Origin of the sequence: Cellvibrio mixtus subsp. mixtus J3-8, assembly GCF_000766945.1 — a bacterium.
Taxonomy (GTDB): Bacteria; Pseudomonadota; Gammaproteobacteria; order Pseudomonadales; family Cellvibrionaceae; genus Cellvibrio; species Cellvibrio mixtus_A.
Genome location: NZ_KN266207.1, coordinates 776082 through 791866, shown reverse-complemented (window position 1 = coordinate 791866; position 15785 = coordinate 776082). Strand labels below are relative to the sequence as shown.

Genomic DNA, 15785 nt, shown 5'->3' with positions numbered 1-15785 from the left:
GGCAACTCATGGGTAAACTTTAGCCGGTTTTGCCGCTTTTTTTAAGAAAACATCTATACAGGTCCAACTCAGCATAAACCGGGCCAACCCCCCTGAATATTGCATGGTAAAGAGTTTGGTAAAAATACTGTAAGCCTTTGATTACTCTACAATTGGTATTGTGAAGAAAAATTCGGTGCCTTCGCCTTCTACAGAGTGATAGTCGATTCTTCCCCCGAAGCGCTCAACAATGGCTTTGGTGATACTCAACCCTAACCCCGTCCCATCGCGCCGCCTGGTATCTGACGAGTCCACTTGTGCAAACTTGCGGAAGATACGCTGGCGAAATGCGGATGGAATTCCCTGCCCTTCGTCTGCCACGGAAATTTTGGCTTCATTTCCTTCGCGCATCATGCTTACCCTTACCTTGCCACCCAAATGGGAATATTTAATCGCGTTCGATAAAAGGTTGGACATAACCTGTAAAAACCGGTCTGCGTCCAGATTCGCACGCAGTTCCCGCAATGACACATCCACGTCATCAAAAACCAGCTCTACGCCATAGCGCGCAGAATATCCCTGGTTTTGGGCTACCGACTGTTGCAACAACGGACAGATTGCAATGCGCTGGTTATTTAATTGCACATTGCCAAATTCCAGTTTGTCGATATCCAGAATATCGTTCACCAACCGGGTGAGGCGATCAGCATTATTATTGGCGATGACCAATAAATCCCTGATGCGCACTTCCAGTTGCCCGATGTCACCACTCAGGGCAATTCCCAGTGCGCCTTTTATAGACGTTAAGGGGGTTCGTAATTCATGGCTTACGGTAGAAATAAATTCATTTTTCAAGCGATCTACTTTTCGTTTTGCTGTAGCGTCATGAACCATGATGGTAAAAAATTGGCGCTCCTGGAATTCCACCGGACTCACACTTAATTCAATCGGCAATTCACTACCGTCACTACGAATTCCTGTGCTTTCACACCAGTTGATCGTTCGTAACACCTCTCCGTCTGCCGTTACCATGTTACGCAGTAACGGAATTAGCTGCCCTATTTCTACCGTTTGTTGGGTATCCAGTTTATAACCGAACAAATGCGCGGCGGCCGGATTGGCTTTAATAATTTTTCCCCGCTCATCCGCCACTAAAATTGACTCGACGGCATGCTCAAGAATGGCGGCAAGTTCTTTTGTGCGCTGTTCAACCAAATCGCGTACATGTTGCGCACGTCCGGTAATCAATAATAAAAATCCGCCCAGGAAACTGCAAAATAATAATCCACCGACTAATACAAACCAGGATTGCAGACTGCGATGTTCCAATAAAAAAGTTTCAGAAGGAATAACACTTACCAAAAGATGCCGCCCGCCAAAAGCAAGTTGACGTTTTATTTCCAGGCTTTGTGCGTAAGCGGATGCGGGTTTCGCGTGATATGAAAAGAAAATAACAGGTGTAGACGTATCAGTGACATCCGTAATCTGTATTTCAAAATCAGTAGCAGTAAAACTGATTAATGCCGGTGGAATTAATTCATTGACACGAATAATAGCGGTGGCATAGCCAATCAGTGCTTGTTGCCGGGCGGCGGCAGTCGATAGATATTCCGCCTTTCGATATACCGGCTGGTAAACAATAACACCGGGTTCATAACCCGGATTTTGTAATAGCTGCAATGGCGCTGTCATGGCGAGGCTGCCAGTATCGCGCGCACGAATTCTTGCAGCGGTGCGAACCGGCTCAACACCAACATTAATTCCGACCAGTATTTGATTTTCCAGCCAGGGTTCAACATAAGTTATTACCGTGTATTCATCGCGATCCGGGGCAATTTCATAAGTTCCAACGGCGGTTTTTTCCTTGATATGAAAATTTTCAAACCCTTGTGTTGCCATTTCTTTTTCAAAGAAATCGCGTTCATCTGCACGCACATGTTGATTCCACGCAACACCCGCTACGCCTTTCGTACCCGGAATAACATATTTGACATAGGCCGAAAATTCTTCACGAGTGACACGGTCCGAGGCGATAAATAACCCGCGCAAGGTTGCAAGGCTATAGGCAAGTGATGACAAGCTTGACTCGACCGAGGCGGTAACTAATTCCGCTTGTTGTTTGAAATGATCTTCCAGCTTTTTCTGTTCATTGTTACTCGCGAGTACAAAAACAGTAACTACCATTACGCTGCTAACAACGATTGGGGCACCAACCGTATAACGGCGGTTATGCCAAAAATGATAGGGCCTCGCAAACAACACACACATTAAAGGGGTGGCAATTAACACACCGATGGCGTCACCTATCCACCATGTCCACCAGGTAAAAAGCATTTGTTTAAAATGAATAATGTCGTTCGCGTAGAGCACGAGGACGCCGAAGCTTGCACTCAAGCTGGTAGCGACCGGTCCACCCAAAATAAAAAACGCAAAAATTTTCCGCTCATCCGTTAACTTATCGGGAAACCCCACGTAGTGGCGAATGAGCCAGGTTCCTGCAAGGCTCGCGATAGTGCTGCCAGATGCAATTTCAGCGGCAACTGCAACCACCGCCAGCGAAAAAGGCTGCCCGGTACTCATAGAAACTGAAATGTTTAATAAGGTTGAACCGAGGAAAACACCCCACAACATGGGCATTCCCCAAATCAGCACTGCACCTAACGCAATACCCATCGGTAAAAACAAACCGGCCACGAATCCCGGCGGAATCGCCAGTAATAACGAAAGCCGGCCAGCGATGACATAAGCCACAACCAGCCAAAAAATACGCAACATCCATCGATCAGTAGATGAGCGGCCAATATCAATCATTCAAAAGACCTGCGTGAAAAAGCATTTTGAAATAATCCGGTCATTTCTATTATCTAGTAAGCCTAGCCGATGTTTGCCGGTTCATCCCGCCAGGATGTTTCAGGTAAAAACAAAAAAACCGCAGCTTGTGAACTGCACCTTGCCCAGTTGGACGGATGTCCAACTTTTGGGGTGCAGTTTAAAAGCTGCGGTTTTTTGCGACCGATGTTAATCGGATTAACGGAGCAATTGCAGAACCTGTTCTGGTCGTGCATTTGATTGTGCCAACATCGCTTGTGCTGCCTGTTGCAATACCTGCGCACGGCTCAGTGCAGCAGTTTCTGCGGCGAAATCCGCATCCACAATCCGCGAACGGGAAGCCGATGTTTTTTCCGATACGTTCGCCAGGTTGGACATGGTGAAATCCAAACGGTTGTTGATCGCACCTAACTGTGAACGCGCGTCGTTAATCGTCGTCAACGCATTATCAATAACACCCAGCGCTTTTTGTGCACCCTGTACCGTGGCGATACTGATCGAGGCAATCGCGGTACCGAATGCACCTTCCGCCGTTACGTTGGATTCAAGCAAGCCCAAAGTAGCAGCAACGGCATTTGGCCCCAATTTAACGCTAATTGGTGAACCATTGCTGCTGGTCAACTTGATCCCGCCAGGAACTGTTTCCGAGGTTGCACTAATAGTAGTTGCCGCACCGGTACCGGATTGAATTTGTAATGCTTCGCCGTTCAAGTCGGCCAAACCGGTATTGGTAGCATCCACACCAAATGTGATTGCAGCAGAATTACCTTCCAGTACTACACGGGTTCCCAACAACGATGCACTAATACCGGTTACGTCGGTCTTTGCGTTAAATGCGGCAACGACTTCGGCAATAGTTGTCAAACCGTTGATGTTGATCGGCTCACCATTCATCAACAACGGCGCAGTGATCGCCGTCAAATCGATACCGCCAAAATCCAGCGTTGTTGAAGAAAACACGTCAGCGGTTACACCGGTATCTTGCTGCGATGCGTTAATGGCATTTATTTTTCCTAACAAACTATCGGTATCTTTGTTAGAAATGATGACGCCATTAATCGACAAATCACCCACATTCCAGGGTACCGCAGGCGTTGTGATACCAACCCCTTCAATTTGGCCCGGGTTAGTGTTTTCACGGAAACCCAGCGAATTCAACTGTGCCAATGTACCGGTTGAGCCGCGAGTGATGGTGATTGGATCACCGTGTTCGGATTCAAGGACCAAACGACCAGCATAAGTGCCGTTAATATTACCGCCCGCAGAGTTGGCAGGAAGGCTGCCGTCAGTGATTACGAATTGCGATACGTTAATACCTGCAATACTTAATTTGCTGTTCTCACCTACCCTCGCATTCAGCATGCCACCACTTTCAGTGTTGATTTTTTCAGCAAGCTCTTCAATATTTTTGGTGTTGCTCACCTGTACGGTGGTTAATGTACCGTCGAGTTTGGTGATCGCAATCTGGAAGATCTGCCCCTCTTCCAACACACCGGTACCAGCACCTGTTGCAGTGGCTTGCGCATACGTGGAAGCATCAATGCCCAGAACGTTTTTGTTGATCAAATTAATCAATTTATCCAGGGTTTGCGCGGCTACTGCTGGCGGGCCAACGATATTAAAGCCGTTGTAACTTTCCAGGGATTTCGCAATCGACTGGCCATTAATAAGAATGTCATTCTCATTAATTAACAAGGTAGAAAGATCAATCTGGCCACCCAGCATATCCACACCCACAAAACCCATCCCCAGGGTTTTGGCATCCATCGCAGGAATTTTCATGGTGATGGTTTGGCCGGCATCGGCACCCACTTGCAAATCAACTTTACCCAGTGAGCCATCCAGTAATTTTTGTCCGTTGAAGGACGTGGAGTTGGAAATACGATCCAATTCCAGAATCAGCTGTTGAACTTCCGCATCCAGTGTTTTGCGGTCTGCCGGTGAATAGATTCCGTTCGCAGACTGGATGGACAGTTCACGCATACGTTGCAGGATATTGGTTGTTTCCTGCAGTGCGCCTTCTGCGGTCTGGATTAACGACACACCGTCGTTAGCGTTGCGGATCGCTTGATCCAGGCCGCGAATCTGGGACGTCATGCGGTTGGAAATTGCTAAACCTGCTGCGTCATCTTTCGCAGAGTTAATACGTTGGCCCGAGGACAAACGTTCAGTTGCCCGATCGAGCGCGTTTCCTGAACTCAGCAATTGGCGTTGTGAATTCAAGGAAGCGACATTGGTGTTAATGACTAAAGGCATAATGAATCTCCTAATGATTGTTCCTGTTCACAGTTGCTATTGCTGTGACAAGTCGACTAATGAAGTTCATAGCCATCGACTAATCGACTCGCTTTGGACCGTCAGAACTTCGTGGCAAGACTTGTAAGAAATTCGCTACCAATTCTTTTCAACCGAACAGGTTGCAACAAACAGGTTTTCTATACGGGTCGCCTAATCCGACTTTTGCACAGACTGTGCCAGAAAATATTCAGGAGATTTTTTCAGGAGCAAGCGGAGGGAAATTTTGCATCGCTATCAACTACGGAACGAACACTAAGTTCGCACAAAATTTTTCGAGTTTCCACGGAAAATTTTATTAAAAAACCATCGCAAAAAAATAAAAAAAGAGAGTCGCTTACACGGCTCTCTTTTATGGTTAAAGCACAGGGTTAAACCCGCAAAAAAAATCAATAAAACCCTATTTTTAAAGCGTTTTACGCTTGCGCACTAAACAGCTGTCCAGGTTCATCCGGATTATGTGTTTGAGCCAAACGCAAAAATATTTCATCGGGAATTTGACGAATAACTTCTTGCGTTGAACGATCCAAAACTTTCACCACAGTTTCACCGGAATCCGGGTCATAACTGAAGTTTAAATCGCGTTGAGTGGACTGAATATACTCATTCATTTGCGCTACAGCAGCCTGCACTCGCTCCTGAACCGCCTGGGAATTGACAGGATCCTGGGGTAAAGATCTTGCCGCTTCAGCGGCAGGCGGCAAATCATTGCCGGTTTTTTGACCTTGGGAAAGCCCCGGCAACGACGAAACCGGCGCAGCTTTCGCTTGAACCGGATTCGAAGCAACTTTAGTGATGTCATTCATAACTATCTCCTCACTAAAATTCCTCCGGGCTTACGGAAATCCGCGCCCGGAGGGAGCCGTTAATTATCTCAACAGAGACAATACTTGTTGTGGACGAGCATTTGACTGGGCCAACATGGCTGAAGCCGCTTGTTGCAACACTTGTGAACGACTCAGGTTTGCAGTTTCCGCTGCGAAGTCAGCATCAGTGATACGTGAACGCGCTGCTGACGTCTTCTCAGAGATGTTTGCCAGGTTAGATACGGTAAAGTCCAAACGGTTGTTTACCGCACCGAGTTCTGAACGCACATCGTTGATGGTGGTCAGGGCATTGTCGATCACTTTAATCGCTTTCTGGGCGTTAGCCTGGGTGTCGATGCTGATGGTAGAAATCGCTGAACCGAAAGCACCACCTGCACCAGCATTCGAATCAATCAAGCCAGATGCCGATGCACCAGCAGTGGTTACATCAACTGAAATCGGGTTGCCGTTGTTACTGGTCAGTTTTATACCTCCATCAGTAACCAGGGTATCGGTTAACGGAGTTGCCCCAGCAGTATTACCTTCAACAAGTTTGACGCCGGCAGTTTCTAGATCAGCCCATGCACCAGCAGTACCATCTGTACCATAGGCAAAACTGGAAACATTACCTTCTAGCACAACACGGGTGCCCAATAAGGATGCTGTAACACCTGTTTTATCTTTCACAGCATTAAAAGCGTCTACAACTTCTTGTACAGAATCACCTGTTGCAACACCAGATAAATCAATAGCAACACCATTGAAGAGCACACCATCTTCAGCGCCCACATCCCCCATATCTACACCATTAAAATCGAGTGTGACCGAAGTAAATGCAGTAGCTGTAACGCCTGTTTGATCCGAAACTTTGTTGATTGCTTTAAGTTTGTCAGTCAAACCACCGGTATCACTAGCACCAATATCCACACCGTTGATCTTTAAGTCACCAACAGCAAATGCTGTAGAGTTCACTTTAGAACCTTCAATGGTGCCCGCTTTATCATTCTCTTTAAAACCAAGGAAACCGAGTTGCTCCAATGTACCATTGGAACCGCGGGTAACCGTAATTGGATCATTATTGTCCGCCTTAAGTGATATGCGCGCGAGAGCTGGTGTTGTAATACCAGTTCCCAACGCTGTAGAGGCATCAGTTACGGTTATAGATGTAACATTCTCAGCTGAAATCGACAGTTTTCCATCATCGCCGATAGTCGCGTTAAATTTACCACCACTTTCAACATTCATTTTTTCAACAAGTTCTTTCAGGCTACTAGTCCCACTTGGGCCACCACCAACAGTAACGGTAGTTGTTGTGCCATCGAGATTTTTCAAGGCCACACTAACGCTTTGACCGGATAACAAAATACCGTCACCAGCATCAGTAGCTGAAGCCACTGCATAGGTCGATGCGGTAACCCCAAGAACATTGGTGTTGATCAAATCAAGTAGGTCTTGGGTCGTATCCGAAGCACCATCAAACGTTTCTGTTCCCTTGGCGATTGACTGTCCGTTAATAAGGATATCGCCTTCGCTGATGGTTTTAGTTGTTGCAAAAGATGCAAGAGCTGTCTCACCGCCCATCAAATCCACACTGGTAGAACCCATACCCAATGTTTTTGCATCCATCGCAGGCACTTTCAAAGAGATGGTTTGGTTAGCACTTGAACCTACTTGCAGCTCTACTTTACCTAACTTGCCATCCAACAGGTTTTGACCGTTGAATGAAGTGGTTTTAGCGATACGATCCAATTCTGATACTAATTGCTTAACTTCCGCATCCAGGGTTTTGCGGTCACTTGGAGAGTAAATACCGTTCGCAGATTGTACAGACAGTTCACGCATACGTTGCAGAATGTTGGTTGATTCTGACAGCGCACCTTCAGCGGTTTGAATCAGAGATACACCGTCGTTAGCGTTACGAATCGCCTGGTCAAGACCGCGAACTTGTGAAGTCATACGGTTGGCAATTGCCAGGCCGGCTGCGTCGTCTTTTGCAGAGTTAATACGTTGACCTGAAGACAAACGCTCGGTTGAACGGTCAAGAGACGCGCCCGAATTCATCAACTGACGTTGAGCATTCAGAGAGGCGACGTTGGTGTTAATTACTAAAGCCATGATGAATCTCCTGGATTTAAATTTCAGTGCAGTGGTTTGTTAAGACCGTGCTGCTAGTGTCGGTTGATGAAGTCTGACGCCAACAGCTTAATCAGCACTTCTAAAAAGGTTATCGACACATCCGGGAGGAGCTTTAGAAATTTTTTATTGCAGAAACCAACTATTTGTAACGAAAAAATCCAAATTCAATTTCATTTAGTTATATAGATTGCTTGCGGTGTCAAATTAACGACCGTAAGCATCCAGCGCCTTATTCGCTGTAACTGATTGACGCAAATCTGACGCTTTATTATCCCTGTTTAGTTCTGCGAGGTTGGTGAGGTGCTGGTTAATGCCTTGAATCTCCTGGATCAACGTGGCAGCCTGGGATTCCAGATCTGCCTTGGCAAGGGATTGCAGGTATTCAGCATCATTAATTGATAACAAACCTTGTTGGCGTTGTTGCACCAGCGTCTCAAAAGAATCCCAGTCGCCCGCCTGGGCAAGGGACAATAATGCCTGGGTTTGACTAAGGGCACGTACCAAGGGGTCTAACAGCGGATTGGTATCCATAGAATCACTCTTCACAATGGAACTAATTCAGACTAACGCCATTAACCAAGATTAGCAAAAAATAAAAATGCTGGCGCAGTAATTTACTGTGCCAGCATAATTCACCGGGGTCATATAAAGCTAATTAAAGGTAGGTAAATAGTGTTAATTGACTCACCTTTGCAAAACTTTGTTGTGCAGCACTCAGCACCAATGACTGCATGGATAATTTAATTGTTGCATCGGCATAATCGAGCCCTTCCAAACCTTTCAACGCGGTTTGCGTTGACAAGGTGATATCCAGATTCAATTCCTTACTGCTTTCCAATGTATTAAGGCGCGAACCGAGTTCACCTTGCACCGACGTTAAATTGGTTTCAACATTTTTCAAATTAGTGATTGTCTTGGCCACAATCTTTGCCAGTTCAGCTTTGCTTTCAGGCGTATCTTTTACATTTTTCATCGCTTCACTAAAACGTGTAAGCGTTGTTAGCAAGCCTTGTTTATCGGTGGACTCCACAAAGAACGTATCACCCGGCTCGATCAGTGCGCCAACAGTAGATGATGTTCCTGTTCCGCGCGTGTTTAGTCCCGTTAATAAATCCAGGTTCGCATTTCCACCTTTAATAGTAACCCTGGAATTATTATTGGAAATAATCCCCTGGTCCGTCACCGTTAACCCCAGGCGGGTTAACTTGGGATAATTAGCAGGATTATTAAAAATTTCAGTCAGTGTGTTAGGCGAAACACCGGTGATGTTTTGATTGAGTGTGAAGGACTCCACTTTCCCATTGACTTCCAGTTGGAATGTCGCCGGGGTTGAACTGAAATCCGTTGGCGTAAATGTAAATGGCAAATTGACTGAGCGAGTTCCATCCGTTCCCATTATTGCCGTAGCACCAGGACCGCTAGCACCGTTCACAACTTCAATATTTTGCCCACCTGCGCTTTGGATTCCCGCAGCGGTTATCGTAATACCTAATGACGCCAGCTTCGCAGCATTTCCTGTTGGCAACGCCGGCGGAACAGCAGCGCCACTATTTAATTCTGCGGCTAATGCCGCACTGTCACCTGCGGCGATAGGTGTCGACATGGTGAAATATTCTGTTTTACCACCGATACGAATACCAAATTGGTCCCCTACTCCCAATGCGGTTGCCGGTGTTACACCAAATGGTAAATTAGCGGGGATTGCCGGTTGTCCGGGGAATGGATGCCCCATAACTTTGAATTTGGCTCCGGCCACTTCAATATCACTACCGGCCACATACAATTGTGTAGGCAATAAAATTTTTCCAGTGGATTTTTCAGTCACCGTAAAATTAACAGCCGATCCATTTTTGCTGAATGTGATCTGCAGGTCTTCCGGATACAGACGATTGAATTCATCCTGATCAATAACTTCACCCACCGAAATAATCGCCGGCGGTTCTGATTTGTTACTGGCACTTGCTGATGTATTAAATGTATTGTGTCCACTGGGAATGTCGACAAATAATTTTTTCCCGGAATCACTTACCGCTACTGTAACTGACGTGGATGCCTGCAAGCGAAGCTGCCCTTCATCACCCAGGTATGAATAGTTTCCACCGACATCGCCCACAAACGGTTTGGTATCGCCTTTATAGCCTGCAAAAATATATTGTCCGGAAGCGTTGCGGGTATTTTGCAAATTCACCAGTTCAGAAATTCGAGTATCTACTTCTGCGGCTAAAGCTTTGTAATCTGATGAGGTATAGATTGCAGTGTTACCGGCTTTTACCGCCAGTTCACCCATGCGCTGCCCCAGTTTCACAATGGTTTGTATGGTGGATTCTTCGAGGTTTAAATTGGTTTCAGCAATATTGATATTCTTGCCGTATTGTTCAGTGCGAGCCAATTCCTGGTTGAAACGAAGGATCGCGGTTGCAGCAACAGGATCATCGGCCGGTGATAGCACTTTTTTCCCGGTCGCCATTTGCTCCTGGGTTTTAGTGACGGCAGATTGTGCCTGGGTCATACCCAGCGTTGCAATGGTATAAATTTGTGATGTGGATACACGCATGCCAATTCTCCTGAATGCGGCAAGGGCGGCAATAAATTGCCCTCGCCAGGCTCATGATATTAACAATGCACAAACTGATCCAAATTGAAAAAATAATTAAAGCGAATTCAACAGCGTATCAAAGAGTTCGCGCGCAACCGAAATGACTTGCGCATTAGCCTGGTATAGTTGCTGGAATTTAATTAAATCGCTCGCCTCTTCATCCAGGTTCACACCGGAAATACTGTCGCGCATACTTTGCGTTTGTTCTAACAAACTTTTGCTGGCTTCCGTGTTTATTTTTAGCAAGCTGCTTCGGGTTCCAACTTCTTCTACCAGTTTTCCATAACCATCATCCAGCGTCAGCGTTCCGCCTTGCATTAATTTTTTTGAATCCAGTGCAGCCATCGACAAGGCATTGCGGTTATCGTTGGTTCCATTAGTATTAAAACCAATAGTGAATGTATCGCCTGCTTTGGGTTGGCCACTAATTGCCACTTGATAACCCAGGAATGATGGCGCTGCAAAATCGGCAGCAGAACTCTCGCCAAATAACGGACTATTGGATGGTGATGTACTGAGTGTAATACCATTCGCCATCGTAATATCAATTCTTCCGCCAACAACAATGCCCTGCAATTCACTCGCACCGGTATCTGCACCTGTGACACGAACACTCGGATTTCCGGTTGCATCATTTACATCAAGGCTACTCGCGCTCGACGCTTGAAAACGAATATCCAGATCTACACCGGATGATGCAACCAAACGTAATTCGGGTGCGCCAGTGACAGGATTAGTACTGCTTTGTGCGCGAATGCCCAATGTTTTTAAATCAGGGTTTTCGTTAATTTGTTTGGCAAGGTAATCGTTAAATGCCGCTTCGCCATCGGTATTGATATCCGGAACGTCCATATGGAATGCAGTGCCGGCAGCATCGTATTTAATGATGGGCTTGCCATTAATAAATAATTGCGTCGGTGGATCCTGGTCAGCGGTATCCAATTTTAAATTGGTGATATTTGCGGTCGTAGACGCACGCGCAGAAACACCGGGAATCGTACTGATTTGTGCCGCGGTCTCCATGGCCGAAGCGCCGGGTACGGTAGTTATTGTGCGTGTGCTTTGCGAACCGGTGTTTGGATCAGTAATCGTAAAATGTAATTGTTCAGCCAGATAACCGTTTTTGGCTAACGGATCTGTTAATGACATCACTGTCTGGGCTGCACGACCATCCGGCAAACCGAGGCGATCACCTTTACCGATAACAACGGTTTCACCAATGTCGCTGGTAAAAATATTATTGCTGGTACCCGGAATAAAAATTTGCTCGCGCATTGCCGGGACTAATGGCTTTGGATTACCCGGGTCACTGTTATCCAGAACTTCGTAAGTTGTTTCAGAGGTGAAACGAATAATAATCGGTGGCGATAGTTTGCCGGGTGTGGAATACGCGGGCAAGCGATTGCCATTACTATCCACCAGGCTCAATACCTGCCCTGCACTGATCAAACCGCTACCGGAGTTGCCGGTATTGGATGATGTGCGTATAGGCGATGCAAATGCCAGGTCTTCCGGACGTTTTATTTCCGAGCGAATATCGCGTGCGCCATTTTTAGTGGGTTGCAATACAAATGAATCCCCGCCCTGAAATGAACCGCTGGTTAAATTCAGGTTAACGCCATCAAAAGAAATAGTTGCCGGATAGGCCCCGGACAATGTTCCCTGATTAACAACCGTTTTGTCTGAGAGACGCGTGATTACATAATTCGATGAACCCGGCAAAATATCAAATTGATAATCACTGGTAGTCAATGCATTCGCGTTCTCAATGGTGACAGACAAAACACGGTCAAATGGCGCTTTGTTATTGCCGTGGACAACACGGTTTTGCGCGATATCCGTCGCATTGATATCACCAAAAATACGTTGCCCATAATCGCCATCCAGGTCAATACCTTGCTGTTGCTGGGTATTAAATTCGTCGGCCATGACCAATGCAATCCGCCCCATTTCATTGATAGACTGAAATAACACATCATCGCGAAAATCGAGCAGCCCACCCAATTTTCCGCCAGATATTTGCGAAGTAATATCAGTTGCCGAGTTTTTACTGACAACCTGGATCTTGCCGTCAGTAGTGACATTGAATTCGCTGACAGAAGCGCCCACTACTAATGGCTGGCCATTGCCGATAAAGATATTTAGATCACCGGTATCTTGTTTAACGGTCTGGATTGAAACCAATTCTGATAATTGCCGCAAAGCCTCATCGCGTTTATCCATTAAATCATTGGGCATATTGCCATTGCCTGACGCAACTTTTTCCGCAATAGATTGATTGAGCGAGGCAATTGATTTGGCCAGGGACGAAACCTGTGCCGTTACCGTTTTTATTTCGCTATTAATACTTTTTTCTATTTCAGAAAGACGTTGGTATAAATTATTAAAACGTACACTTAAACTTTCCGCTTCAGTAACAATCAATTGCCTGCCCGGTGTGGACGCCGGGTCATTCGCACCATTTTGCATTGCGGCAAAAAATGTTTGGAAAGCACCGGCTAAACCTGTTGACGCATCCGAAAATAATTTATCGATTTTTCCGATATTGTTGTTGAAGGTATTGAGTTGGTTATAGGTAGACGTATCCAGGCGGAGTTGATTGGTGACAAATTCATTCACCACGCGTTCGATAGACGTAGTGGTGACACCGGAACCGATGAAGCCGGCACTGCCAATATATTGTTCCGGCCTTGTTGCGTAAGTAACTTCCTGGCGAGTGTACCCTGCAGTATTCGCATTGGAAATATTATGGCCAGCAGTACGCAGCGCATTTTGGCTTGCCTGCAAACCGGCAATCGCATTGGAAAGAAGACCGGACATAGGATTACTCCACTAACTTCCGGCCAGTGCTGGCCGCGTTGGAAATAAAGGATTGCGCAGTTTGCGCCAACTCCCCGAGCGAGCGGATCGCATCGGAGTTTAATAAACTTTTAATTTTTTTAGCATAATGGGGATCCGTTGCATAACCAGCGGATTGCAATGCGTCAGCATATGCCGATGAATTTTTTCCAGCATCCAGGGCATCCTGGTAGCGCGGATTATTCTTCATCAAACTCACATAATCGGAAAAACTTTGGGCATAGTCACTGTACTTACGGAAATCCGCTTTTTCATTAGCGGCAATACCATCGCGATATTCCAATGTAGAAATATTCACTTTATCGCCTTGCCAACCACCAGACGCTTTAATATTGAACAAATTAAAACTGTTATTGCCTTTTTGATCGTGGATAACATGTTTTCCCCAACCCGTTTCAAGCGCGACTTGTGCGATCAATACATCCGGGCTGATTTGCAGTTCCGCCGCCGCTTTTTCGGCATGGGGCTTTAATAAGGTCACAAAATTTTCCTGGCTCTCGCTAATGCTGGATTTTTGCCCGGCGCGTGAATTAATTGTTTGTGGCTTGTTGAGTAATGCAGGAATATAGGCTGCGTTGAACACGCCATCATTTTGTATTGCCGGTTGTTGATTCTCATCAGAGAACATTAACTGATCATTGGTGTTGTCACTCATCCGCATAAAATCAGCCACCCAGGAATTCAGGGTTTCAAGGTCATTGGCAAATACTTCTTCCGTATTATTGGTTGCTGCGTTTGCAGTGTTGGTTTGTTTATATTTAACAGCCGCAGGCAATTCCCCGATATTTGTTGAATCGGTTTTATTGGTGTCCGCCTTCATGGTGGCACCGTAGGATTGCATCATCTGCTTATAAAAATGATCCGCCAAACCCATACCGCGACCACTGGTTAAATTAAGCACCATTTGTTGGTCCAGCATGTCGCGATGAAAACGGGTTGTGTTGCTATCAAAATAATTGCCTTCAGAAAAGGCTTCATTGGCTTCGCGCATCGTCTTCAGCATTTGTTGTACAAACATTGCTTCAAATTTTTGCGAAATTGCTTTTAATGCCTGCGGATCTCTGGCGCGCCCCATCGCCTTGACCGAGTCAAGCGCATTTGCATCAAGATAGGTATCCTGAACTTGTGGAGTTTTTACGCCAGTATCAACAGACAACATTTAGATCACCACTAATTCTGCTTTAAGTGCACCGGATTCTTTCAACGCTTCGAGAATCGCCATTAAATCACTGGGCGATGCACCGACGTTATTTACCGAACGAACGATATCGTCCAGGTTTGCGCCCGGTGAAAATTTAAACATGGGATTCGTTTTCTCTTCAGCTTTTATATTACTGCTGGGCACGACAACCGTTTGACCGCCAGCCAACGCGTTGGGTTGAGTCACATTAAGGCTTTCTGCAATAGAAACTGTCAAACTGCCATGGGTTACTGCAACCGGAGAGACGCGAACATTTTTACCAACAACGATAGTGCCGGTACGTGAATTGATAATAACTTTGGCAACCTCTTCGCCCGGTGTAACTTCGATATTTTCCAACATCGAAACAAAATCGACACGCTGTGCCGGGTTAACCGGGGAATTCACCATAATTGAAACGGCATCCAGTGGGCGCGCCACATCAGGGCCAAGCATTGCATTAATACTTTTTGCCAATTGGTTGGCCGTCGTGAAATCTGCACGATGCAAATTAAACACAATGGGTTGGCCGCCTGCGAAATTGGTTTCTACGATGCGCTCAACCATCGCGCCACCGGGAACGCGGCCAGCGCTGGGAATATTGACAGTAATTTTGGAACCATCATTACCGGATGCACTCAATCCACCAACAATCAGATTACCTTGCGCTACCGCGTAAACTTTTCCGTCCAGACCTTTTAACGGAGTCATTAATAAACTACCGCCGCGCAAACTTTTCGCATTACTGATGGACGACACAGTGATATCAATAGTTTGGCCCGGCTTTGCGAAAGCAGGTAATTCTGCTTGTACCATTACCGCCGCAATATTTTTCATTTGCATACGCGCACCTTCCGGTACGGTAATACCAAATTGCTTCAGCATCGAGTTGAACGATTGCACGGTAAATGGCGATTGGGTAGTTTGGTCACCAGTACCATCCAGGCCTACCACCAAACCATAGCCAATCAATTGGTTGGAGCGCACACCGGCAACACTGGCAATATCCTTAATGCGTTCGGCTTGCACTGTTGCGCTCATTGCCAGCAACAGGCTAATCATCAAGCAATAAAATTTACGCATAAGAACCTCAAACACAGTGACT

Annotated in this window: 9 protein-coding genes; all 9 read right to left on the bottom strand. The window is 46.1% G+C overall.

Annotated elements, in window-relative coordinates; all coding sequences use genetic code 11:
* Positions 1-141: 141 nt before the first annotated feature.
* On the bottom strand, positions 142-2790 hold the full coding sequence (locus A596_RS22035; RefSeq protein ID WP_052417343.1) for a CHASE domain-containing protein: 2649 nt from the start codon (positions 2788-2790) through the stop codon (positions 142-144).
* Positions 2791-3006: 216 nt separating this feature from the next.
* Positions 3007-5064 (bottom strand): flagellin N-terminal helical domain-containing protein, encoded by a 2058-nt coding sequence (locus A596_RS23800; RefSeq protein ID WP_039913693.1) that lies wholly within the window; start codon positions 5062-5064, stop codon positions 3007-3009.
* Between the two features lie 455 nt (positions 5065-5519).
* Positions 5520-5909, bottom strand: coding sequence for a flagellar protein FlaG (locus A596_RS08450; protein WP_039913692.1), 390 nt, complete (start codon positions 5907-5909; stop codon positions 5520-5522).
* 63 nt (positions 5910-5972) lie between these two features.
* Entirely contained in the window at positions 5973-8024 is a 2052-nt protein-coding gene (locus tag A596_RS23795; RefSeq protein WP_039913691.1) for a flagellin N-terminal helical domain-containing protein, read from the bottom strand.
* A 225-nt stretch (positions 8025-8249) separates the two neighbouring features.
* Positions 8250-8576, bottom strand: coding sequence for a flagellar protein FliT (locus A596_RS08440; protein WP_039913690.1), 327 nt, complete (start codon positions 8574-8576; stop codon positions 8250-8252).
* Between the two features lie 124 nt (positions 8577-8700).
* Complete coding sequence (gene flgL, locus A596_RS22030) at positions 8701-10599, bottom strand: flagellar hook-associated protein FlgL (protein WP_052417342.1); 1899 nt, start codon at positions 10597-10599, stop codon at positions 8701-8703.
* 96 nt (positions 10600-10695) lie between these two features.
* Positions 10696-13461 (bottom strand): flagellar hook-associated protein FlgK, encoded by a 2766-nt coding sequence (gene flgK / locus A596_RS08425; protein WP_039913688.1) that lies wholly within the window; start codon positions 13459-13461, stop codon positions 10696-10698.
* A 4-nt stretch (positions 13462-13465) separates the two neighbouring features.
* Positions 13466-14659: a flagellar assembly peptidoglycan hydrolase FlgJ gene (gene flgJ, locus A596_RS08420; protein WP_039913687.1), complete on the bottom strand. Its 1194-nt coding sequence runs from the start codon at positions 14657-14659 to the stop codon at positions 13466-13468.
* Complete coding sequence (locus tag A596_RS08415; protein WP_039913686.1) at positions 14660-15763, bottom strand: flagellar basal body P-ring protein FlgI; 1104 nt, start codon at positions 15761-15763, stop codon at positions 14660-14662.
* Positions 15764-15785: the final 22 nt, after the last annotated feature.